General features: G+C 52.1%; 20 protein-coding genes and 1 pseudogene. 15 read left to right on the top strand and 6 right to left on the bottom strand.

Translation table 11 applies throughout. The features are described from left to right. Nucleotides 1-5 precede the first annotated feature (5 nt). Together IVG45_RS14240 and IVG45_RS14235 are read left to right on the top strand one after the other, a co-directional pair. A complete protein-coding gene (locus IVG45_RS14240; RefSeq protein WP_196434468.1) occupies nucleotides 6-530 on the top strand; it encodes an NADH-quinone oxidoreductase subunit B family protein in 525 nt (174 codons plus the stop codon). 227 nt (nucleotides 531-757) lie between these two features. Then, a complete protein-coding gene (locus IVG45_RS14235; protein WP_196434467.1) occupies nucleotides 758-958 on the top strand; it encodes a hypothetical protein in 201 nt (66 codons plus the stop codon). Between the two features lie 282 nt (nucleotides 959-1,240). Here IVG45_RS14235 and IVG45_RS14230 read toward each other — a convergent pair whose 3' ends face one another. Together IVG45_RS14230 and IVG45_RS14225 are read right to left on the bottom strand one after the other, a co-directional pair. Then, the gene (locus IVG45_RS14230) at nucleotides 1,241-2,434 is read right to left on the bottom strand and encodes an NAD(P)/FAD-dependent oxidoreductase (RefSeq protein WP_230874592.1); all 1,194 of its coding nucleotides are present in this window, start codon (nucleotides 2,432-2,434) and stop codon (nucleotides 1,241-1,243) included. A 28-nt stretch (nucleotides 2,435-2,462) separates the two neighbouring features. Continuing rightward, complete coding sequence (locus IVG45_RS14225) at nucleotides 2,463-2,873, bottom strand: hypothetical protein (protein ID WP_196434465.1); 411 nt, start codon at nucleotides 2,871-2,873, stop codon at nucleotides 2,463-2,465. 269 nt (nucleotides 2,874-3,142) lie between these two features. Here IVG45_RS14225 and IVG45_RS14220 point away from each other — a divergent pair, with 269 nt between their 5' ends. Further along, on the top strand, nucleotides 3,143-6,574 hold the full coding sequence (locus IVG45_RS14220; protein WP_196434464.1) for an AAA family ATPase: 3,432 nt from the start codon (nucleotides 3,143-3,145) through the stop codon (nucleotides 6,572-6,574). Nucleotides 6,575-6,616: 42 nt separating this feature from the next. Here the strand turns inward: IVG45_RS14220 and IVG45_RS14215 are convergent, their stop codons facing one another. The 3 genes from IVG45_RS14215 to IVG45_RS14205 all read right to left on the bottom strand — a co-directional run bounded on the left by IVG45_RS14215 (nucleotide 6,617) and on the right by IVG45_RS14205 (nucleotide 9,885). After that, nucleotides 6,617-7,009, bottom strand: a complete 393-nt coding sequence (locus IVG45_RS14215; RefSeq protein ID WP_196434463.1) for an exosortase system-associated protein, TIGR04073 family — start codon at nucleotides 7,007-7,009, stop codon at nucleotides 6,617-6,619. Between the two features lie 215 nt (nucleotides 7,010-7,224). Further along, nucleotides 7,225-9,501 carry a Tex family protein gene (locus tag IVG45_RS14210; RefSeq protein ID WP_196434462.1) on the bottom strand — a complete coding sequence of 759 codons (2,277 nt, stop codon included), beginning with the start codon at nucleotides 9,499-9,501 and terminating at the stop codon, nucleotides 7,225-7,227. Between the two features lie 186 nt (nucleotides 9,502-9,687). Continuing rightward, entirely contained in the window at nucleotides 9,688-9,885 is a 198-nt protein-coding gene (locus IVG45_RS14205) for a hypothetical protein (protein ID WP_196434461.1), read from the bottom strand. Between the two features lie 203 nt (nucleotides 9,886-10,088). Between IVG45_RS14205 and pap the strand changes: the two genes are divergently transcribed. The 8 genes and pseudogenes from pap (at nucleotide 10,089) to IVG45_RS14165 (ending at nucleotide 16,206) form a co-directional block, all read left to right on the top strand. Further along, the gene (pap, locus tag IVG45_RS14200) at nucleotides 10,089-11,582 is read left to right on the top strand and encodes a polyphosphate:AMP phosphotransferase (RefSeq protein WP_196434460.1); all 1,494 of its coding nucleotides are present in this window, start codon (nucleotides 10,089-10,091) and stop codon (nucleotides 11,580-11,582) included. Nucleotides 11,583-11,590: 8 nt separating this feature from the next. Continuing rightward, nucleotides 11,591-12,451 (top strand): TRAP transporter TatT component family protein, encoded by an 861-nt coding sequence (locus tag IVG45_RS14195; RefSeq protein WP_196434459.1) that lies wholly within the window; start codon nucleotides 11,591-11,593, stop codon nucleotides 12,449-12,451. A gap of 16 nt (nucleotides 12,452-12,467) precedes the next feature. Beyond that, nucleotides 12,468-13,475 (top strand): TRAP transporter substrate-binding protein, encoded by a 1,008-nt coding sequence (locus IVG45_RS14190; RefSeq protein ID WP_196434458.1) that lies wholly within the window; start codon nucleotides 12,468-12,470, stop codon nucleotides 13,473-13,475. A 2-nt stretch (nucleotides 13,476-13,477) separates the two neighbouring features. Next, nucleotides 13,478-13,966 (top strand): TRAP transporter small permease, encoded by a 489-nt coding sequence (locus IVG45_RS14185; protein ID WP_196434457.1) that lies wholly within the window; start codon nucleotides 13,478-13,480, stop codon nucleotides 13,964-13,966. Continuing rightward, nucleotides 13,963-15,258, top strand: a complete 1,296-nt coding sequence (locus IVG45_RS14180; protein ID WP_196434456.1) for a TRAP transporter large permease — start codon at nucleotides 13,963-13,965, stop codon at nucleotides 15,256-15,258. Before IVG45_RS14185 ends, IVG45_RS14180 begins: the two co-directional genes overlap by 4 nt. Nucleotides 15,259-15,261: 3 nt before the next feature. Then, nucleotides 15,262-15,624: pseudogene (locus tag IVG45_RS14175) on the top strand (SirB2 family protein). Further along, nucleotides 15,581-15,760 (top strand): hypothetical protein, encoded by a 180-nt coding sequence (locus tag IVG45_RS14170; RefSeq protein WP_196438124.1) that lies wholly within the window; start codon nucleotides 15,581-15,583, stop codon nucleotides 15,758-15,760. The pseudogene IVG45_RS14175 and the gene IVG45_RS14170 overlap by 44 nt, the downstream one beginning before the upstream one ends. 44 nt (nucleotides 15,761-15,804) lie before the next feature. After that, nucleotides 15,805-16,206 (top strand): septal ring lytic transglycosylase RlpA family protein, encoded by a 402-nt coding sequence (locus IVG45_RS14165; RefSeq protein ID WP_196434455.1) that lies wholly within the window; start codon nucleotides 15,805-15,807, stop codon nucleotides 16,204-16,206. Nucleotides 16,207-16,274: 68 nt separating this feature from the next. Here IVG45_RS14165 and IVG45_RS14160 read toward each other — a convergent pair whose 3' ends face one another. Further along, nucleotides 16,275-16,940 carry a Bax inhibitor-1/YccA family protein gene (locus IVG45_RS14160; RefSeq protein WP_196434454.1) on the bottom strand — a complete coding sequence of 222 codons (666 nt, stop codon included), beginning with the start codon at nucleotides 16,938-16,940 and terminating at the stop codon, nucleotides 16,275-16,277. Nucleotides 16,941-17,064: 124 nt separating this feature from the next. Between IVG45_RS14160 and IVG45_RS14155 the strand changes: the two genes are divergently transcribed. From IVG45_RS14155 to IVG45_RS14140, 4 genes are all read left to right on the top strand, one after another. Continuing rightward, a complete protein-coding gene (locus IVG45_RS14155; protein ID WP_196434453.1) occupies nucleotides 17,065-17,475 on the top strand; it encodes a group II truncated hemoglobin in 411 nt (136 codons plus the stop codon). Next, entirely contained in the window at nucleotides 17,462-18,235 is a 774-nt protein-coding gene (locus IVG45_RS14150) for a M48 family metallopeptidase (RefSeq protein ID WP_196434452.1), read from the top strand. The genes IVG45_RS14155 and IVG45_RS14150 overlap by 14 nt, the downstream gene beginning before the upstream one ends. Further along, nucleotides 18,235-18,714, top strand: coding sequence for a protein disulfide oxidoreductase (locus IVG45_RS14145; RefSeq protein WP_196434451.1), 480 nt, complete (start codon nucleotides 18,235-18,237; stop codon nucleotides 18,712-18,714). Before IVG45_RS14150 ends, IVG45_RS14145 begins: the two co-directional genes overlap by 1 nt. Before the next feature lie 152 nt (nucleotides 18,715-18,866). After that, a complete protein-coding gene (locus tag IVG45_RS14140; protein WP_230874591.1) occupies nucleotides 18,867-22,157 on the top strand; it encodes an EAL domain-containing protein in 3,291 nt (1,096 codons plus the stop codon). The last annotated feature ends 17 nt before the right edge of the window (nucleotides 22,158-22,174 follow it).

The raw sequence follows: 22,174 nt of genomic DNA, 5'->3' as shown, positions 1-22,174 counted from the left end.
CGATCATGCTGCGACTGTTTAAAAAAATCATCACCACCGGCATCGTGACCGAACCGGTTAAGTTACGCTCCCATCCAAACAGCGATAAAGACGCGGAGCTGGGACAGTTGGGCATGGAAATCAAGCGGCATATCGACCGCAAATTTGCCGGCAGCATCGCCATTCGCCAAGTCGATGCGGGTTCTTGTAACGGCTGCGAGCTGGAAATCCATGCGCTGAATAATCCTTATTACGACATCGAACGCTTCGGCATCCATTTCGTCGCATCGCCGCGCCACGCCGATGTATTGTTGGTGACCGGCCCTGTGTCGCGGCATATGCAAACCGCATTGCTCCGCACCTACGAGGCCACGCCGAATCCGAAATGGGTGATCGCGGCCGGCGACTGCGCCGCTTGCGGCGGCGAGTTCGGCGTGTCTTACGCCAGCTGCGGCTCTGTATCCAATGTGATCCCGGTGGACATGGTCATTCCAGGCTGTCCGCCGACGCCGTTGGCGTTGATCAAGGGATTGCTGGCTTTGATCGGCTAGTGATAGAGTCTTACCCATCGAACGATGCAGCTTAAGTCTGTGAGCCAGCCTGTGACGGATGAAACGAAACAGTATATGTCCGGCTTCAAGAAGAGATACACTTACTTCGGCTTTGCTCAGTACAAGTCTGCTCAGCCAGCGACTTGTTTGGCATCGGCAGTGGCTACAAACTTTCTCAAAAATCACCTTAGATAACATAAAGGTTTGAATCAGACCAAGGGGGACTCATGAAATGGACTGGTATTTTTCTATTGGGTTACGTTATCTTGATTGGCGGCCTTGTGGCCGCGCTCTGGAAATTGGGCGTACTGGCCAGCATCGGGATAGAATGGACCCTGATCGGTGTCGTTATCGCAATTGGTATTGGCATCATGCTCGCAGTCTCCAATAGCGGCAGCAAAGAAAATATCGAGATCGATCGGAATTGATCGATTCAGGTCTACTTGTCCGCTAACTCGAGGTATCCTTGATGTTCGGAAAAGTTAAACGGGCTATCGCACTGAATAGTTACGGAGTTCGGTAATTCGGTCTCCGCAAAAGATCGATAGTGTTAAAGCAGAGGGCTTGAATGAAAATGGTCTAGCCATCATTATCAGCGAATGATAATCAGCGCTGTTGTCACGGAGAGCAGCGAGTTTTCAAGCTCGGTGTCTCCGTGGTGGAATATCGTGAAGTGATTTCTAAGCTTAACCGTCGTAGCGGGCGAAAATTTAACCCGGCATTGGCCGGCTAGCCAGTAAACTTTTCTGCAAGGCATTATTGTCGACCCATAAATCACCGGATAATAGTCTGGCGATCTGGTCTTTCAGATCAGGGTCTCGGTGGGCCTCGAAGAATAGATTATGCACGATGTTGGATTGATAGAAGCGTTCCACAAACAGGCGCATGGTGTTAAAGCCCAGCAAATATTCTTCGTCATCCACGGCATGCAGCATCGGGTCTGCTTCGCGGCCTTCGATAAAACCCTGATGGATGCGATCGGCGACACGGGCTGCGCTGGTAAAGGCCAGAAATACGCCGGAGGAAAACACCGGGTCCAAAAAGCCGGCGGCATCGCCGCAGCAGGCGTAGCGCAAGCCATGGCGGTTCTGGTTGGTGTAGCTGAAATCGGCCTCGACCCGAATCGGCGCCGATTGCCGGGCGCCTGCCAGTAATCGATTCAGAATGGGCGAGGCCGCCAGATAACGCTGCAACAAGTCCTCCACTTCGCAGTCCTTGGGGCGTTCTTTCTGCACCACCAAGCCCACGCTCAAGCGCCGCCCGGACAACGGAATGATCCAGATCCAACCGATGTCCACCACCAGTACATAGATGCTGCCGGAGCGGAACAATTCGTCCGCCTCTTCGCCGGGCTGAATCTGCTCGAAGTGGGTATAGACGGCAAACTTGCCCAGGTTTTCGATCCGATCGATAGTCCTGTCCTTCCTGCCCATCAGCGCAGTGCGGCCGGTGGCGTCCACCAGATAACGGCAACGGTAGCGGCCTTTATCGGAGACGATTTCGACGCCGCCGCTTTGACAGGACACTTCGAGTACTTTCTCTTCCTGATGGGTCTCGACGCCGTGCTTGGCGGCGTTTTCGAATAACTTCTGATCGAATGGGCCACGTTCCAGTTGATAGGTCTTGCGATAGACGCTCAACGGAAAATACATGCGCTGGTCGGTGTTTTCGTCGATAAAGACGGCGCCGCTCTTGAACTGGTTGCCCTCGCTCCAATCGATGCCCAAGCGTTGCACCACCGGTTCGCTGAACGGCAGCATGGATTCGCCGATATGAAAGCGCGGATGCTTGTCGCGTTCCAATAGTAAAATCTTGTGGCCGTGTTGCGCCAGCAAGGTGGCCGCAGTCGACCCGGCCGGGCCGCCGCCAACCACCACGACATCGAAGTCGAAACCGTTTTGCATGTTGTGATCCATAATTCGTAGCCTGATCTTAATTATCCGGGTAACCGTCTTCGGCCGCGTTGTAAACGGCGCGGAACACCGTCCAATGCACGCCGCCTATACCCGCACCGGTGTAGGTGATAATGCCGACGCCCTTATAAAACTCATCGGTGCGCATCACGTCCGGGCCAAAATAAAACGGGATCCAGGCTTTTCCGGTTTGATAGGACTTAGTATCGGTCGGCTGGCCGAGGATTTCGTGGACTTGGCCCTGTGCCATGCCCAGTTTGATTTTTGCGAACGGGCTGTCGGCCGGAAAATTACCATCGATGCGTGAGTCGGCGGGTTTGCCGGCTTGCGCGGGTTGAGCCTCGGCTTGCGCCGGAGTTTTGTTGGTGGATGCGCAGCCCGCGCCCAGCATCAATGCTGCGAAGACTGCCAATGTTTTAGTGTGTTTCACGGCTATCCTTTTTAGATTGGTTGGAAAGTTGACAATAGTAGTTCAGTTGGCGCTGTTTTTCATCAGGAACTCGCGCGAATCGCATCTATAATGGCTATTGTCGTTCCGTGTCGAAAATTATGCGGGCCATTCTTCCCGCGTTGCGAGCTTTTGGGTTGTTTTCTGAATCAGCCGCATCGTGTACCATGTAAGCTATTGAAATTTGTGTACCAAGGCGTGTACCCACTAAACATGCGCTCATTAACAATGCCAAATTAAAACAACACCTTATGCGCATACTGAATATTTCCTTCAAAAACATCAACTCTCTGGAAGGCGAAGGACGGGTCTATTTCGATCAAGGCCCGATTGCCGAGAGCGGAGTGTTTGCGATTACGGGTCCCAATGGTTCGGGGAAATCCAGCATTCTGGACGTGATTACCCTAGGACTCTACGGCGAAACCTTCCGTTTTGATAAGCCGGCCGCTCATGTGATGACCAAGCAGACTCGCGAATGTTTTGCGCGAGTCGAATTCGCGCTGGGCGAGGACAAATTCCGCTCCAGTTGGGCCGTGACAATTGATGAAACCCAGCCACCGTTACCGAGTATGACGCTGAGCCGGATCAACGGGCAGGAAGAGCTTTTGGCCGAAACGCCTCATCAAGTCCGCAATCGGATTGCGGAATTGACCGGCATGGATTTTCATCGATTCAGCAAATCGATCGTGTTGCCGCAAGGCGACTTTGCCGCTTTCCTGAATGCGCTGGATAGCGAGCGCATGGATATTTTGGAGAAAATCAGCGGCAGCGATTTGTACGCCGATTATCGCCGGCAAACCGAAAGCCAGTTTACCCAGGCACAAACCCGGCTAACCCAGTTGCAACAGGATCTAAGCACCATTCCATTGTTGAGCGAGGAAACTCTGGAAGCCGCCAGTCACGATCTGCAGGATTTTAAGGAGCAAGTTGCCGAATTTAAACAACAGCAACGCCAATCCCAGCAGCAACTGGCAACATTGCGGAATATCGCCAGCCTCGAAATTAAACGGCAACAGCAGCAACGCCTGCAGCAGGAGTTGCTGAACAAGATTGACCATTATCAACAGGATTTACAGCGTATCGCGGACGGGCAAGAGGCACTGCGGTTTCGCTCTGAAGTAGTCTTGCTGGATAGCAAACAGGCGCAAGTCGATCAGCACCAAGCCACTCTGGACAGTTACCGTAAGGAATTGTCAATGCTGCAACAGCAACTGGGCGGTGATGCGGATCAATCGGCGTTGCCGGCTTCGGATAAGTCGCTTGCCGAGCAAAAACAGGCCATTGATGCCTTGAAGCTATCGGTCAGCGAATTAAAAATGGAATTACCTCGGCAGCGCGAACTGTCGCAGTCGATTCGGCGGCAGTTAAGCGACAATCAGTCCGCATTGGCGGAATTGGAGGTTTGGCTGCGGGCACATCAAAGTGATGCTAGTTTGGTTGAGGATTTCCCCGATGTCGTCCGTTTACGTAACCTCAGAAACGACAAGATCGATCTCGGTAAAAAGCAGAAATCTCAGGCCAACTGGATCAAGGGCACTTCAACCGCGTTGAATAAAAACAAATCGGCTTTGCAAACGACTAAAAACGACCTGGCCGATTTGACCGCTCAAATTGAAGCCGATCAGCAAACCTTGCTGGACATAGCGCAAGGCAAGAGTTTCGATGAACTGAAAGAGTTGCAGCAGGAGCAGCAGGCACGGGTCAACGACTTGCAGGAGTTGGTATCACTGGCTACTGTCACGGCAAAATTGACCAACAAGGGCTTTTTCAGCTGGTTGGGCTTTAAGAGACAGGCCGATATTCCGCCCGATGAAGCTGAATTACAGGCACGTTTCGATGAGCTTAAACTGGAAATGAGCCGGGAAGAAAACATCATCAAGGTATTGGAGCAGGCATTACGTAACGAGGCCTTGATCAAAAAAATGAGCGGCGATCGCGCCAAGTTGGTGGATGGCCAGCCTTGTTATTTATGCGGCTCGATTAGCCATCCGTATGTACTAAAGCCGCCGGTGTATACCGACGCCAGAAAGGCCTTGGTCGATCAGCGCGGCAAAATACAAGCCTTGAAATCGCGCATCGATAGCGCCGGCACGCAGTTGAAGGCCGCGCAAAAATACGGCTCGCAATTGTCGGCCAGACAGCAGCGCTTGCGGCAAATGCATTCGCAATGGACCACGCTGGCCAACCGGCTCAATATCATGCGAGACGGCATGGAAATCGGCAATTCGTCGCTGCAAAAGCAGTTGCTGGCGGAAGAAAGCGAAGAGCTGGCTAAAGTCGCCGATCTGGTCAAGCAACATGCGCAATTGCAGCGTAACATCGCCAAAATGACGGCGGATATAGCCGGCAAACAAGCTCAGCTGGAAAAGCTGACTAAGTCGGTCCTGGAATTGGAAACCAGCTGGAACAATCGGCCGCCGGAATACGACCAAATCGAGCAGCAGTACACGAGCTGTGTCGCCGAGGAAAAAGCCTTGATCGAAAAGTTGGAGCAACAATTAAGCGCGCTCAATGAAAAACTGCCGGCCAAAGGCAAGGAAAACCAGATGTTCGACCGGCTGACCAGCCGGCGCCAGGATTATCAGGTTTACGTCCTGCGCCAACAGGGATTGCAAAAAGAAATTACGGCATTGAACGAAAGGTTGCTGGACAGCGAAAACAAGATCGAAAATTACCAGCAACAAATCACCAGCAGTCTGGAGAGTTTAAGCCAACAAGAGCGCTTGAGTTTACACATCGCGATCATTGAAAAACAGAAGCTGATCGTCGATCAAGAACAAAATCTGCGGATTGCCCAAATCGAATACAAAACCATCTTGCAAATGCTGGCCGACAAAATGGTGGGGACTGGCTTTGGATCGGTGGAAGAATTAAAACAACTGTTACACCTGATCGACCGGGAAAGCCAAATTCGGCAACAGCTGGACAGCGAACGCGCAGCCTTGGCCCAAGCCGAGCAATCGCTGAAGACACTGGAGGAACAGCTTGAGGAAGAAGCGGCGACCGCTGGTGAGTCGTCGCAAGCCGACATCGAAAGAGAATTGTCCGAGATCAACCGGAAACTCGACATCGCCCGGCAGGAAGTCCTGAGTCTGGAAAACAAGCTGGATAAGCAGCAACAATATCGGGACAAATATCAAGCCATTCAGGTGCAAGCCGATCAGCAGCAGCGCTTGTTTGATCAGGCGCAAACCGAAATGCGGTTGATCAATGACGATCCGGCCGGTTACAGGCGCCGTATTCAGGGGCTGATGGTGGATAAACTGCTGGCGCAAACCAACCAGATTTTGGAAAAATTGAGCGGCCGTTATTATGTGCGCAGCGGCGACAGCGATCTTGGCTTGGCTTTGGAAATCGAGGATACCAAACAGAAGAATGTGCGGCGCTTGCCGCAAACCTTGTCCGGCGGCGAAAGCTTCGTAGTGAGTCTGGCGCTGGCGCTGGGATTGGCGGAAATTGCCAATAACGGTAAGGCTATCGATTCGTTATTTTTGGACGAAGGTTTCGGTAATCTGGATGCCGATGCCCTGTATCTGGCCATGAGCACGCTGGAAAGTCTGAAGACTCACGGTAAGACCGTGGGCGTCATTTCGCACGTGGAAGGCGTCAGAAAACGCATCAAGACTCAAATCGAGCTGGTGAAAAAGCCCAACGGCTTCAGCGAGCTGAAAATGGTGGCCTGACGGATTGGCGGCAACAGTCTTCGGGCTGTTGCCGCCCAAAGCCTAGTGGTTGGTGCTTTGGCCTACCATGGCGGGGCCGTAAGTGGTTTCGCTATAAAAATCCTCCCAAACAAAGCCGGGGTGGACAATTGGATAGGTCGGAATCGGCGCGGTAATCAGATCCGCTATGCCCACCCCCATGCGGCCTACCGTATGCAGTATGCCCTTCAGCAGGCCACCGGAAAACGCATAGGCAAAATTACTTTCGTTATTGACGATGATGATGTTTTTAGGCACCTCCGCCACTGCGGTAGTCATGTTGCCTAGTCCGCTCAGCAACTTACGCCCCACAATTTCACCGTAACTTTCAGCCGGAACATCGGCCTGCACCGGGCTCATGACGGCGAACGAGCCAACTAGCAGCATGCATGCAAGGGTAGGGGTAGTGTGTTTCATAACTTTTCCTGTGTATGGGTGCGATAGCGGATATTTCAGCGGTCGTACAGGCTTGATTGCGAAAGGTAGACTCACATGACAGCCTTAAAATTTGGCTCGGTGTCTAGGCGGGGTTAAGCGATAAGACTGCAATCGCTCAAGCCCCTACTACGTTGGATCAAACCGGAAACTTAGCCCGCCGTGTCGGAGCAAAAGTATAGCAGAGCATTTTTATTTTATTTTTTCAGTGCCTTGGCAAAGGCGTTGCTCATGCTATTTTGCGCGGCCGGTTGGGGCTTGGGTTTATAGGTGGTTTTTTGCGGCTTTTCGCTGCGGACGATGTCGCTGCTATCGACATTTTTTTTCATGCTTAGCGAAATCCGTTGCCGCGCGACATCCACTTCCAGTACCCGAACTTTCACCATGTCGCCGGCTTTGACCACGTCGCGCGGGTCCTTGACGAAATCGTCGGCCAGATGCGAAATATGCACCAAGCCATCCTGATGTACGCCAATATCGACAAAAGCGCCGAAATTGGCCACATTGGTGACCACGCCTTCCAACGTCATGCCTGGTTGCAGGTCGGTAATTTTTTCCACCCCATCCATAAATTGCACACTTTTAAATTCGGGCCGAGGGTCGCGGCCGGGTTTTTCCAGTTCATGCAAGATGTCCGTCACGGTCGGTAAACCGAATCCGGCGCTGGTGAAGTTGGCCGGATTCAGGCTGCGCAAGAATTGGCTTTGGCCGATCAAATCCCGGATCGATTTACCGGTGTCATCCAGAATGGCATTGACCACCGGGTAAGCTTCGGGATGCACGGCCGAAGCATCCAGCGGATTGTCGCCGTTCATGATGCGTAAAAATCCGGCGGCCTGTTCATAGGCTTTATCGCCAAGCCGAGGTACTTTTTTCAACTGGCCACGATTGGTGAACGGGCCGTTGGCATCGCGGAAAGCCACGATGTTTTCACTGATACTATTGGATAGGCCTGACACCTGCTTCAGCAACGCCACCGAGGCGGTATTGACATCGACGCCGACCGCATTTACGCAGTCTTCCACCACGGTATCCAGCATTCTGGCCAGCTGCACTTGATTTACATCGTGTTGATACTGGCCGACACCGATCGATTTGGGGTCGATTTTGACCAGTTCGGCCAGTGGGTCTTGCAAGCGGCGGGCGATGGAAACCGCCCCGCGCAACGATACATCCAGATCGGGGAATTCCTTGGCGGCCAGTTCCGATGCCGAATAGACCGAGGCGCCGGCTTCCGAAACCGTGATTTTCTGGAACAGCAGTTCTTTATGCCGTTTCATCAAATCGGCGACCAGTTGATCGGTTTCGCGCGACGCGGTGCCGTTGCCTATACTGACCAGTTGCACGCCGTATTGGGCGATTAGGCGCGCCAGCGTTGCAATCGATTGGTCCCATTGGTTTTTCGGTTGATGCGGATAAACGGTGTCGGTTGCCAAAACTTTGCCGGTGGCATCGACCACGGCAACCTTGACGCCGGTGCGGATGCCGGGATCGAGTCCCATGGTGGCTTTGGGGCCGGCCGGGGCAGCCAATAATAAATCGCGCAAATTGCTGGCAAACACCCGAATCGCTTCCTGTTCGGCGGCTTCGCGCAAACGCAATTTTAAATCCATGTCAATGCGGGTAAAAAGTTTGACTTTCCAGGCAAAACGGGCGGTTTCCGCCAACCAGGCATCGGCGGGCTTTTGGGTGTCGGTAATATTCAGGCGTAGAGAAACGAACTGGGTGCAAAGTTGATGTTCATCCTGATCCAGTTCGGCCGGCTTCAGGGTTAAATTCAACAGGTCTTCGTTACGGCCTCGGAATAGTGCCAAGGCGCGATGCGAGGGGATTTTATTGATCGCTTCGCTGTATTCGAAATAATCCTTGAATTTAGCGGCTTCCGCTTCCTTGCCGCTGACTACGGCCGATTGCAGAATACCTTTGTTCCAAATGCGTTCGCGCAGTTCGGACAGCAATTCCGCATCCTCGGAAATGCGTTCCATAATGATTTGGCGGGCACCGTCCAGCGCGGCGGCAATGTCGGGCACACCTTTGTCGCTATCTATATAAAGGATAGCGGCTTGTTCGGGAATCAGATCGCGATTCTCCATCAGTGCGTCGGCCAGGGGCTCGAGTCCGGCTTCGCGGGCGATCTGGGCCTTGGTGCGGCGTTTAGGTTTGTACGGCAGGTACAAGTCTTCCAGCAGGGTTTTGGTGTCGGCGCCCACAATAGCTTGTTCCAACTCAGGCGTCAGTTTGCCTTGCGAACGTATGCTTTCCAGGATGGTGGAGCGTCTATGGTTGAGTTCGCGCAGATAAATCAAACGCTCTTCCAGCATGCGCAGCTGGGTATCATCGAGGCCGCCGGTGACTTCCTTCCGGTAGCGGGCAATAAACGGCACGGTGGCGCCTTCGTCAAGCAAAGCCACGGCGGCGGCTACTTGTTGAGATTTAACCGTTAGCTCTTCGGCAATACGCTGGATAACGTCCATTTTTTCGATCAGGTAGTATTTAAGAGGGGGGCATTTTAACAGTACATTCGGATAATTGAATGCAGCTGCCGCGCTTTTTGAAGGGTGAAAGGCTAAATGTTCTTGCTCATAAATAAAAAAGCCACCCGATGCCGCGGCAAGGGGTGGCTGAATCGACTTAAGATCTTATTATTTTTGTAGCTTTACTTATTTTGCTTGGCTCAAAACGTCGTTGTTGAAGTCTTTGTGTTTGGCCAAAACTTGAGCTTCAGCAGCAGCAGTGGTTTCGCCGCTCATTTGAAGGTGTTTGGTTTCGTCTTTTTTCAACAGGAAAACGCCGATGATTGCAATCAGAGTAACTGCGATGACAACGGTCATTGTGTTATCTTTTTCTTGTTCAGCCATTTTTAAATCCTCATTAGATTGTTGTAATAATAAAGCCCTTAATTAAGGGGCAACTCGAGTTGCATGTCGAAGTTAGTATTGTTTTTGGTCGACGGGACATTTTTTACACTTAATTTTGTTTTGTGTCAAAACATTATTTCAAAACGTGTTTTAAAGGCGATTGTCCGGTAAAGTGGCGGCTAAAAAAATCAGGAGCGTAAACCATGTTTGAAGTTGCTGAATTAGGCCACACCGTGGAAAAATCGGTGTACCGAGAAAAATCCGCCGAGTTGCGTGCCAGGCTGCTGACGATTCAGAGCCAGCTTAAGGTCTGTCCGTTTTCGGTCATCATCATCATTTCCGGTGTGGATGGCGGCGGCAAGGGTGACGTCATCAATCGCCTGAACGAATGGATGGATGTACATTACATGCGTACCATTGCGCTGGGCCCTCCCTCCGATGAAGAACGCGAGCGCCCTAAATTCTGGCGCTTCTGGCGAACATTGCCGGCCAAGGGCACCATAGGTGTTTATGTAGGCTCCTGGTATAGCGATCCGATTGCCCAGCGCGTCTATCAAAAAATCGACAACAACGCCCTGCAAAATGAATTAATCCAGATCAATCAGCTTGAACAATTGTTGTCCGACGACAATACCCTGATCATCAAATGCTGGCTGCATCTGAAAAAAGAAGCGCAAATCGACCGATTGAAAGCGCTCGCCAAGAATCCTGCTACTAAATGGCGGGTAACCGACAAGGATAGGCAGCATCTTGGTTTGTACGACGACTTCATCGGCGTGGCGGAACAAGTACTGACCGAAACCAGCAAGGCGCATGCGCCTTGGTTGATCGTGGAAGGCTCGGACATTCGTTACAGTAGTCTGACGGTGGGGCAGCATGTGCTGGAGCGTATCGAGCAGCACGTCCTGCAGTATAACAATGGGTTATCGGCGGCGGCTGAAGCTGAACCGCCCAACAGCCGGGTCGAACAATACAATCTGCTGGATGCGTTGGATTTGAGTTTGAAACTGAATAAATCCGACTACCGAAAGCAATTGGAAAAATACCAGGGCAAACTGAACGAGTTGAGCCGGCATGCGTTGGCCGCCAAACGCTCCAGTATACTGGTGTTCGAAGGCTGGGATGCCGCCGGCAAGGGTGGTGCCATCAGGCGCTTGATCGAAGCGATGGATGCCCGCCATTATCAGGTCATTTCGATTGCCGCACCGACCGATGAAGAACGCGCCCACCATTATCTTTGGCGTTTCTGGCGGCACATGCCGCGCGCCGGACAAGTCACCATCTATGACAGAAGTTGGTATGGCCGGGTATTGGTGGAGCGCGTCGAAGGTTTGGCCAAACCCCAGCAATGGCAACGCGCGTATTCGGAGATCGTTAATTTCGAGGAAGCCATGTTGGCCCATGGCATCGTGATCCTAAAGTTTTGGTTGCATATCGATCGCGATGAGCAAATCGAGCGTTTCAAGCGCCGCGAGCAGATTAGTTACAAACAGTTCAAAATCACCGAAGAAGACTACCGTAACCGCGAGAAATGGGACGATTACCAAAAAGCCGTCAATGAAATGATCGCTCGCACCAGTACCAGTAAGTCGCCCTGGTTACAGGTTGAGGCCAATGATAAATATTATGCGCGCATCAAAATCATCAAGGCTTATTGCGAGCGCCTGGAAAAAATGCTGGATGAAATCAACAAATGAGGAACAACGTGCTTAACCGAACTTACTACAAAATTGCTTTGCTGTTAGCCCTGCCGGCCTGGCTCAACGGCTGCGGTTTTATGATCAATTCGGCAACTCAGGATTTTTCCGAGCGATTGAAACAAACCGTCATGGAGCATAACGATCCGCAAACCGTTGCCGAAGCCTTGCCGGCCTATATGCTGATGTTGGAAGCTTCGGTGGCCGGAGACAACGGCGATGAAAATCTGTTGCTATCGACCGCCAACCTTTATGGGGCTTACTTGAACCTGTTGCCGGATGATGAGCTACGCAAACAGCGCTTAAGCCGCAGAAGCCTGGATTTTGCATTACGCGGTATTTGCGCGCATAACCAAGGTTGGTGCGGTTTGCAGCAGAAATCGTTCGACGACCTGCAAACGTTGATCGCTCAAACTGATACTGATGACATCGATCAACTTTACAGCGTTGCCGTGGCTTGGGCAGCCTGGATACAGGCCAGCAAAAGCGATTGGAACGCGGTGGCCCAACTTGCCCAAGTCAAACTGATCATGCAACGGGTTCTGGAAATGGACGAAACCTACAAACAAGGTAGCGCTCATCTTTACCTGGCGGTGATGGAAAGCCTGATTCCGGAAGCGCTGGGCGGCAAGCCCGAGTTGTCCAAACAACATTTTGAACGCGCCGCGCAACTGGCTCCCGATAATCTGATGGTCAAGGTGCTATATGCCAAACACTATGCCCGGATGGTATTTGAACGGGAATTGCACGACAATCTATTAAAACAAACCCTGACCGCCCAGGCCGAGGCCCCCGGTCTGACATTGATCAATACCCTGGCGCAACAGCAAGCCCGTCGGTTGCTGGATAGCGCCAACGATTATTTTTAATACCATCGGCATCCCCATGAAACAGACTCTACTCAAATCCCTGGCTTTCGGACTGTTATTGCTCGGCAGCCAAACCGCATCGGCGCTCACCCTTAAAATCGCCACGCTGTCGCCTGATGGTTCCTACTGGATGCAAAAGATGCGAGCCGGCGGCGACGAGATCGAAAAACAGACCGGCGGCCGGGTGAGCTTGAAATTTTATCCGGGCGGCGTGATGGGCGATGATGCCACCGTATTGCGCAAAATGCGCCTGCATCAATTGCAAGGCGCCGCCGTGACCAGCGGGGCCTTGAACGGCATTTATCCCGATATTCAGCTCTATAACCAGATTCTATTGTTTCGTAACGAGCAGGAGGTCGACTATGTCCGGCAAAAAATGGACGCCGAATTGATGCTGGGCATGGAGCAGCAAGGCATAGTGGCGCTGGGTTTTGCCGATGTCGGCTTCGCCTATATGATGTCGACCGTGCCGATTCAAACCCTGGCCGACATGCGTAGCCAGAAAGCCTGGGCGCCGGATGACAACAAAATCGCCATCAGTGCCTTTCAAGCCTTTGACATTTCACCGATTCCATTGCCGTTACGGGACGTTTTGATGGGCTTGCAAACCGGCATGATCAATGTCGTGGCCGGCTCACCGGTCGGTGCGCTGGCCTTGCAATGGCATAGCAAAATCAAATATATCACCGACCTGCCCATGTTATACCTGTTTGGCGTACTGGCGATCGATAAACAGGATTTCGACCAAATCGCCGCCGCCGACCAGCAAATCGTTCGCCAGGTAATGGCGGGCGTAATCAAGGAAATCGACCAGCATAGCCGCCAGGATAACCAACAAGCCATTACCGCCTTGCAAAACCAGGGTATTCAACTGGTCAAACCCACACCAAAAGACGTCGATGAGCTGAAGCAAAAAATTGCCGCCACCAATGCCGAGTTTGAGAAAACGGCCAATTTGAGCCCGGAAAAAACCAGCAAACTGCATGGTCTTTTGGATGAAATTAGAGCTCAAGCCAAACCCTGATCATGATGAGTGTTCTAGCAAAACTGCATCAACTGCTGCTAAAGGCCGAAACCCTACTGCTGGTGATGATCCTAATATCGCTGATTTTGATCGCCGTTGCTCAAATTCTGATGCGCAATTTTTTAGGCGGTGGTTTGCTGTGGGCCGATGCCTATACCCGCATCAGCGTGCTGTGGATTGCGATGATAGGAGCGATGATCGCCAGTCGCCAACATGGCCATATCGCTATCGATATTTTGATACAACGCTTACCTGGCCGATGGAAAACACTGGGTCAACGGATCAGCGACGGCTTGACCGCGCTGATCTGTTTTGCCGGTGCTTGGTTTGGCGGCGACTTCGTGATGCGGGAATACGCCTATGGAGACAAGGCATTCGCCGAGATTCCCAATTGGTGGTGTGAAGCCATCATCCCGTTTGCCTTTGTCGTCATCGCCTTGCGCTACGGCGCCGCCGCACTGATGGCCGAACCTTCGAATCCGAACCGATGACTCTTGCTTTTGCGATACTGCTGGTCTTGATGTTGCTTCTGGGGGCGCCGTTGTTTGCGGTGATCCTGGCGGCAACCATGCTGGGTTTTTACAGCGCCGAAATCGATTTAACGGTGATCACCGCCGAGTTATACCGCATCGCCAACACACCGTTGCTGGTCGCGCTACCCTTGTTCACTCTGGCGGGTTACTTATTATCCGAGAGTAATACCTCGGAGCGCCTGTTGCGTCTGACGCGCGCCTTGTTCGGCTGGATGCCGTTTGGACTGGCCGTCATCTCATTGTTGACTTGCGCCGCCTTTACCGCGTTTACCGGGGCCTCCGGCGTGACCATTATCGCCTTGGGTGCCTTGTTGTTGCCGGTACTGGTCAAGGAAGGCTATGACGCTAAATTTAGCCTGGGCTTGGTTACCACTTCCGGTAGCCTGGGACTGTTATTGCCGCCGTCGGTGCCGTTGATTTTGTACGGTGTCATTGTGCAGCAGATCAACATCGGCGAAAAATTCACCTTGCCGGAACTATTCATGGCAGGGTTGCTGCCTACGCTATTGATGATCGCTCTGCTGTCGGTCTGGGCCTTGTGGGCCAATCGCCATGTCGAACTGGACAAAACCGAGTTCAACTGGGCCGAGGCCTTCGCGGCGATAAAAGCCATAGCCTGGGAATTGCCGCTGCCGCTGTTCATCGTCGGCGGGATTTTCGGCGGTTATTTGGCTATTTCCGAGGTGGCGGCCGCTACCGCGCTGTATGTGTTGGTGGTGGAGATGTTTGTCTACCGGGAAATCCGCTTCGCCAACCTGACTAAGGTAGTAACTGACGCCATGCAAATGCTGGGCGGCATCCTGCTGATTTTGGGCGTGTCGATGGCCTTTACCAATTACCTAATCGACGCCGAAGTGCCGATGCGGTTGTTTGACTGGGTTAAGGCGCACATCGACAGTAAAATCAGTTTTTTGCTGTTGTTGAACCTGTTCTTGCTGGTGTTGGGTGCCATTTTGGATATTTTCTCGGCGCTGGTGATCGTGGTGCCGTTGATCGTGCCGATTGCGATCGGTTACGGCATACATCCGATTCATCTGGGCATCATCTTCCTGGCCAACATGCAAATCGGCTATTTGACCCCGCCGGTGGGCATGAACCTGTTTATCGCCAGCTATCGCTTCAATAAATCCATCACGGAACTGTATAAGGCCACCTTGCCGTTCATGCTGATGCTGTTGCTCGCGGTGTTTATCATTACCTATGTGCCGTGGCTGAGTACCTGGTTTCTCCCGCAATTAGCGTCACAGTGACGGATGCTCAAACATCTGCATCTGCTGTTGGTTGTTATGGTTTTTATCAGTTTCACCGGGCGTATTCTGCTGGCCGAGTTGTCTCCCGAGCGACTGCGGCAAAAATGGTTAAAAGTCACTCCGCATTTGATCGATACGTTATTGTTGTTGAGCGGTATCGCGTTGATTTTTCAGGGTGATTGACTGTCGAGGGATTATGGCTGGATAGTCGCCAAACTGATCTTGCTGACGGTTTACATCGGTCTGGGCATGGTGGCGATGCGAAAAACCGGCCTAAAACGTCGGTTGGCGTCGATAGTTGCCATTGTTTGTTTGCTGATCATTGCAAAAATTGCCAGCGGCAAACAATTTTTTTGGTTTTTTTAAAAAAAATTTCACTGAAAATGACTCGCCGCTAACACCCGCCCTTACGGCGTTTGCGGCAAATATTGTTGTTATAGAGCAACATTTGGTGCAAATTAGAGACGGTCAAAGGGTTGCCAAACCTTTCCTTGCGGGTTAACCTGAAGCCTCTTTTATCATTTACTGAACGTAAGGAGGTAGAGGATGCGAAAGAAAAACAGATGGTTAGTTAAAACCATGCTTTCAATTTCGTTGATGTCCTTTTTTTCCGCCAGTCTTGCAAAAGTTGAAAAGCAAGATCACGCGGATTCCCGCAAAGCGGGTATCGCTTCATTTTATAACGACAAATATCATGGTCGAGCCACTTCCAGCGGCGAAGCCTACGATAAAAACGACATGACCGCTGCTCATAATAAGTTACCCTTGGGCACCCGGTTACGCGTTACCAACCTCAAAAACAATCGTAGTGTGATTGTACGTGTCAACGATCGCTTAGCAAAATCGAACACGCATTTGGTTGATCTGTCGAAAAAAGCCGCCAAAGAGCTTGGATTTGTCCACGCCGGGCTCACTAAAGTAAAAATTGAAATTTTAGCAATTGCTTAAAGTTTGACTTTTTACCTCACACAAAAAAGCCCGGTCTAGCCGGGCTTTTTAATTTGTACGGCTAGATTTTAATCATCACCGCCAAACACGCCCAGCAACTGCAACAAACTGGTGAACAGATTGTAGAGCGATACATACAGCGACACGGTAGCCATGATGTAATTGGTTTCGCCGCCATGGATGATTTCACTGGTTTGGAACAGAATCATGCCCGCCATCAGCAGAATGAACATGGCCGAAACCGCCAAGCTCAATGCAGGTACCGAGAACAGCAGTGCCGCCAAGCCCGCGAAAAAAGCCACCATCACGCCGACCATCAAAAATCCGGCCATGAAACTGAAATCCTTGCGGGTCGTCAAGGCATAGCCCGACAAACCCAAAAAGATTACGCCGGTGCCGCCCAGCGCGGTCAGGATTAACTGATGGCCGTTACTGAAGGCATGAATATACATATTTAAAATCGGGCCGAGGGTCAGGCCCATGAAACCGGTCAAGGCAAATACGAAAACAATGCCCCAGGCACTGTTACTGAATTTGCCGGTTAAAAACAGCAAACCGAAATAACCCACCAAGGTGATGATCAAACCCGGATGAGGCAGATTCAATGTCATCGCCACCGCAGCCATCGCGGCGCTGAACAACAATGTCATCGACAGCAGCATATAGGTGTTTCTGAGAACTTTATTAGTCTCCAGAATGCCGGCTTCCGAACGAACGGCGGTATTTAAACGCATGGTAGTGTCCTCCATATTGAATGATAAGTAGCCGATAGGACTGTGCGATTGCGGTAGAGTTTCCGAAAATTGCCGTCCATACTGTTAGTATAAACAACAAATAGCCAAGAGAGCGTAAATACCTATGTCAGCACAAACGCCCTATGATTTTATAGGCGGGGAACCGGCCATCCGCAGCCTGGTGGATAGATTCTATTTTTACATGGACATTTTGCCGGAGGCGCAAGGCATACGCGCCATGCACCAGCCCAATTTGGCTTCGGCCAAGGACAAGTTATTCAAATTTTTTTCCGGCTGGCTGGGCGGCCCCAATCTGTATATCGAGGAGTTCGGCCATCCGATGCTGCGAGCTCGCCATTTTCCGTTCAAAATCGGCGAATCCGAGCGCGACCAATGGATGCTGTGCATGAACAAGGCCTTGGACGAAATACCGATGGACCCGCGTTTACACGCCAATCTTCAAGCTGCGTTGCAACACTTGGCCACGCATATGATCAATCAGGATGCGAGCGATAGCCTTGATGTCAGCCAATAATGATTCAGGCCCGGAAAACAGTCTTTTGACTCATGCCGGCGATTGCTCCTTGACTTACCAGCTGCGCCGTAGCGAGCGGGCCAAGAAAACCCGGATTATCGTCGCGGCCGGAAAAATAGAGGTGGTGGCGCCGATCAAGGTTTCCGAACGCCGAATCCGCGCTTTCGTCGAAGCCCAACATGATTGGATCCGGGATGCGATCAAACGCGTCGGTCATCGCGCTCAAGCCGTCAATTCCCTGGCTCCGCCGCAATACATGCCGGGGGCGCTGGTGCCTTATCAAGGCCGGCGGATAGAGTTGGCGATCAAGCCGACATCGGCGAAAAGCCACCGGGTGCAATTGCTGGCGCAAGATCAAATCCTGGTTTATCAGCCGAATTCGACCTTGCCGGAACACGGCTCCGACTCGATCAGGCTGGCCTTGGAAGGCTGGATGAAACATCAGGCCCGTCAACATGCGTTACAGATGATCGATCGACACAGTCAAAAACATCAACTACTGCCGCGCAGCCTCCGAATCAAGACCCAGAAAAGCCGCTGGGGCAGTTGCGGGCCGCGAAATGACATCAACTTGAACTGGTTGCTGATGCTGGCGCCGCCGGTGATCATGGAATATGTCGTGGTGCACGAGTTGTGTCATATCAAACAAAAGAACCACACGCGGGATTTCTGGGCGCTGGTGTCCGAACATATGCCGGATTATCTCCAGCATAGACACTGGTTGAAACAGCACGGCGCCAGTCTGATGCTAGGCCTGTGATGCTGAAAAAATCGGTTTTTTATATCTTCGCCGCCTTATTCATTTTCGCCGGCCAGTTTTTGCTCGGCAGCGGCCTGGTGACCGGCCAACCTCCAGTGATCAAGCGGGGCACCCTGAACGGAAATCAGGCCATGCCATATATTGCCCACGGACCGGCATTGCTGTATTTCTGGGCCGAATGGTGCGGAGTGTGCCGCACCATGCAAGCTAATGTCAGCGCGGTTTTACACAATTATCCCGGCTTGACGGTGGCCGTACGCTCCGATGATCAAGGCCAATTGTCCGCTTATATACAACAGCACAAACTCGACTGGCCCATCGTCAACGATAGCGATGCCGCCATCAGTCAAGGGTATGGCGCCCGCAGCGTGCCCGCGTTGTTTTTCATCAATCAACAAGGCAACATCGCGTTTGCCAGTGCCGGCTACACCAGCGAATGGGGATTGCGCGCCAGATTGTGGTTGGCTGGATTGCTTTAAAGCCGAATTGGGTGTGGCAACAGGCCGCTAAATCAGCGATTATTAACCTGTTTATCAATTAACATCATATATCGTTAACCGCCGTGTCCGATCAGTCCACTACAAAAACCGTACGCCTTGGCTTGATGTCACCCTTAACCGGATTGGTGAGCATGTATGGTACCGAGATCATCCGGGCCGCGCAGATTGCCTGTAACGAAATCAATCAAAGCGGCGGGGTCCTGGGGAAGTCGTTGGAACTGATTGTCGAGGACGACGGCAGCCAACCGGCCACAGCGGTGCCGGCCGCGTTGCGATTGGTCAACAGCCATCATTGCGTGGCGATGATAGGTAATTTGCTATCCAATTCACGTATTGCCGTCGCCAATCAAGTGGCGGAAAGGTTAAAAATCCCCTATCTGAATTTCTCCTTTTACGAAGGTAGTATAGCCGGCCGCTATTTTTTTCATTTTGCGGCGCTTCCCAATCAACAAATCGAGAAGATGATTCCGGCCATGGCGCAACGCTTTGGCTTGAAAATGTTTTTTGCCGGCAGTAATTACGAATGGCCACGCGGCTCGATCGACGCAGCCAAACAGGCGCTGAGCCGACTGGACGGCGACGTGGTCGGCGAGGAATATCTGCCTATCAATGCCGATTCGCTCCAAATCGAACAGTTATTGCAACAGCTGGCCCGTTCCGGCGCCGATGTGTTTGTACCTTATTTCGCCGGTGCAGATCAGATCGCCTTGCTGAATCGTTTCAGCGCAATGGGCCTGAAACAGCGCATGGCGGTGGTTATGGGGCATTACGACGAAACCTTGGCGCAACAATTATTGCCGGAAGTGAGGGAAGGCTTTTATTCCAGCAACACTTATTTCATGTCGCTGGACACCCCGCAAAACCATTTTTACTTGCAACAACTGGCAACCATGCCGGGCGTGAACGGCATATGGCCGCATGGCAACGGAGTAGTAACCAATTTTAGCGAGGCGACCTATTTATGTGTCCGGGCCTTTGCCGAAGCCGCGCAAAAGGCCGGCAGTACCGATGCCGAAGCGCTGGTTGAGGCCCTGGAACACAGCAGCGTGCTGGCACCGCAAGGCTGGGTACAGATGGATGCCAAAACCCACCACGCCTGCGTCAACACCTTTCTGGCGCGCAGTAATCGAGATGGCGGTTTTAGCATTATCGAGCGTTTTGGCAACAACCCGCCGCAAATCCCCAAGCGTTACAAAAGCCAAATCCAAGAATCTCAACAAATTTCAGTCTCGTCGACCCTGCTCGAACAGGTCAAGGCCGAAGCGGAGGCCAGCCTACGCAAAATGAACACCGCGCATCAAATTCTGTCGATTGCCGATATGGCGATTTTGTCCACCGATGAGAACGGCACCATTCAGCAGGCCAATCCCAACGCCTGCGCCATGTTCGGTTACAGCGGCGAGGAAATGCGGGGTATGTCGGTACACTTATTGGTGCCGCCGCATATACGGCAACGCCACGCGGAGATGGTGCGCGGCTTTGTGCAAGGCTCGGAAACCGAGCTCCCCATGTCTCGGCGTAACGAGGTGATGGGCTATCGCAAGGACGGTTCTTTCTTCCCGGTCGAGGCCTCTATCGGCAAGTTCCACAACGGCGAACAATGGATGCTGGTGGCCACCATGCGCGACATTAGTGAGCAAAAACGCAATCAAGCCGATTTGCTCTGGCAGGCCACCCACGATGCGCTGACCGGACTAGCGAACCGCAATCTGATTCGCGAACGCCTGGACCATGCCCTGCAACGTAGCCGGCGGCAAGGCTTGAGTCTGGCTTTATTGTTTGTCGACTTGGATGGTTTCAAGCTGATCAATGATACTTACGGCCACGAAACCGGCGACGGTTTGCTGAAAACCATGGCAAACAGGCTGATCGACATGGTCCGTCCCGGCGATACGGTCGCGCGATTATCGGGCGACGAATTCGTGATTATGTGCGAACAACTGGAACAACCCACCCTGATCTCCCAGTTGGCGGAAAGAATCAATCAGGCCATGCGCCAACCGGTCGAATGTAATGGACAAGTGCTTTATACCAGCGCCAGTATCGGCATCGCCGTGGGCCATGGCTCTACTCATTCGACCGACGATTTACTGCGTTCGGCGGATACCGCCATGTACGAAGTCAAACAACAAGGCCGGGATGGCTGGCATTTTTTCAGCAGCAGCCTGGAAGAAAAAGTCAAAAGAAAGTTATCGATCACCCTTGGTCTGCGCCTTGCCATCGAACGCCAAGAATTATCCGTCCGCTTTCAACCCATCGTGGATGCTGATAACAACCGGATTATGGGCGCCGAATTGTTATTGCGTTGGCATCCCGCCGAGGGCGAAATTTCACCGGGTATATTTATTCCGATTGCGGAAATGACCGGTAGCATAGTCCCTATCGGGGCTTGGGTATTTGCCCAGGCCTGCCGTGCCGAAGCCGAATGGCGTCGGCGCTGGGGTGAACAGGCGCCGGCTTATATTTCGGTCAATGTATCGGCCCGCCAATTGAACGAGGAAAGCCTGATCGGCGATATCCTGCGCACTATCAGTTACTATGATGCCGACCCGTCGCGGATTCTGCTGGAAGTCACCGAAACCTCGTTGATGGCGGATATCGAAACCAATCTGCGTGTTTTACGCAGTTTGGCGAATATGGGGTTTCGGGTCGCCGTCGACGATTTTGGCACCGGTTACTCGTCGATGGCACAATTGACTCGGCTGCCGGTCAACGTCCTGAAAATCGATCGGGCTTTTGTCGATGGCATCGAAAAGCAGCCTGAAAGCCGCGCGGTGGTTAGGGCTATTATCGGTTTGGGGCGGGCATTGGGTTTAAAGATGGTGGCGGAAGGCGTGGAAAACCGTTCGCAGCTTTTGGAGTTGCGTAACTTCGGCTGCCATTACATACAAGGGTATTTATTTTATCGTCCGTTGGAAGAAGTCCAATTCGTCGAGGCGGTCGAGCAATCGCTCAAAAATGCTGAAACTACACCCGAACCACCGCTGTTTTTCCTGCTCTACTCGAGTCAGGCCACGCCGGCCCTGGATAAAAACCAAATCCCCGAATTATTGAAACAGACCCGCTCGGCCAACAGTAGCAAGGGTATCACCGGTTGTCTGCTGCACCAGCAGGGGTATTTCATGCAATATCTGGAGGGCGAGCGGACTAAGGTACTGAATCTGCTCGAACTCATCAAAAAAGATCCTCGCCATTGCAATCTCACTATCATCATGCAGGGTAACGAGTATCACCGGATTTTTCCGGAATGGAGCATGGGTTTTCGGGACGTTAACCAAAATATCGACAAAATCGATTTCCCTAGCCAGCCGAAACGCCAATTCAGTTTGGCCGAGTTGGCAGAGGATCCCCGTACCAGTTACATTTACATTACATCATTCCGGGAAAACGGCTTGGATAAACGCTATCTCGGAGAGGCCTAGTCGATAGTTCACATCCG

The sequence above is a fragment of the Methylomonas sp. LL1 genome (assembly GCF_015711015.1).
Taxonomy (GTDB): domain Bacteria; phylum Pseudomonadota; class Gammaproteobacteria; order Methylococcales; family Methylomonadaceae; genus Methylomonas.
This window is presented reverse-complemented; position numbering and strand designations above follow the sequence as displayed.

Coding starts and splice junctions, on each gene's coding strand:
- IVG45_RS14190 (WP_196434458.1), top strand. CDS start 12,468: ATGAAACAGACTCTACTCAAATCCCTGGCTTTCGGACTGTTATTGCTC.
- IVG45_RS14205 (WP_196434461.1), bottom strand. CDS start 9,885: ATGGCTGAACAAGAAAAAGATAACACAATGACCGTTGTCATCGCAGTT.
- IVG45_RS14235 (WP_196434467.1), top strand. CDS start 758: ATGAAATGGACTGGTATTTTTCTATTGGGTTACGTTATCTTGATTGGC.
- IVG45_RS14230 (WP_230874592.1), bottom strand. CDS start 2,434: ATGCAAAACGGTTTCGACTTCGATGTCGTGGTGGTTGGCGGCGGCCCG.
- IVG45_RS14215 (WP_196434463.1), bottom strand. CDS start 7,009: ATGAAACACACTACCCCTACCCTTGCATGCATGCTGCTAGTTGGCTCG.
- IVG45_RS14160 (WP_196434454.1), bottom strand. CDS start 16,940: ATGCGTTTAAATACCGCCGTTCGTTCGGAAGCCGGCATTCTGGAGACT.
- IVG45_RS14210 (WP_196434462.1), bottom strand. CDS start 9,501: ATGGACGTTATCCAGCGTATTGCCGAAGAGCTAACGGTTAAATCTCAA.
- IVG45_RS14180 (WP_196434456.1), top strand. CDS start 13,963: ATGACTCTTGCTTTTGCGATACTGCTGGTCTTGATGTTGCTTCTGGGG.
- IVG45_RS14155 (WP_196434453.1), top strand. CDS start 17,065: ATGTCAGCACAAACGCCCTATGATTTTATAGGCGGGGAACCGGCCATC.
- IVG45_RS14150 (WP_196434452.1), top strand. CDS start 17,462: ATGTCAGCCAATAATGATTCAGGCCCGGAAAACAGTCTTTTGACTCAT.
- IVG45_RS14140 (WP_230874591.1), top strand. CDS start 18,867: ATGTATGGTACCGAGATCATCCGGGCCGCGCAGATTGCCTGTAACGAA.
- IVG45_RS14165 (WP_196434455.1), top strand. CDS start 15,805: ATGCGAAAGAAAAACAGATGGTTAGTTAAAACCATGCTTTCAATTTCG.
- IVG45_RS14185 (WP_196434457.1), top strand. CDS start 13,478: ATGATGAGTGTTCTAGCAAAACTGCATCAACTGCTGCTAAAGGCCGAA.
- IVG45_RS14240 (WP_196434468.1), top strand. CDS start 6: ATGCTGCGACTGTTTAAAAAAATCATCACCACCGGCATCGTGACCGAA.
- IVG45_RS14145 (WP_196434451.1), top strand. CDS start 18,235: ATGCTGAAAAAATCGGTTTTTTATATCTTCGCCGCCTTATTCATTTTC.
- pap (WP_196434460.1), top strand. CDS start 10,089: ATGTTTGAAGTTGCTGAATTAGGCCACACCGTGGAAAAATCGGTGTAC.
- IVG45_RS14220 (WP_196434464.1), top strand. CDS start 3,143: ATGCGCATACTGAATATTTCCTTCAAAAACATCAACTCTCTGGAAGGC.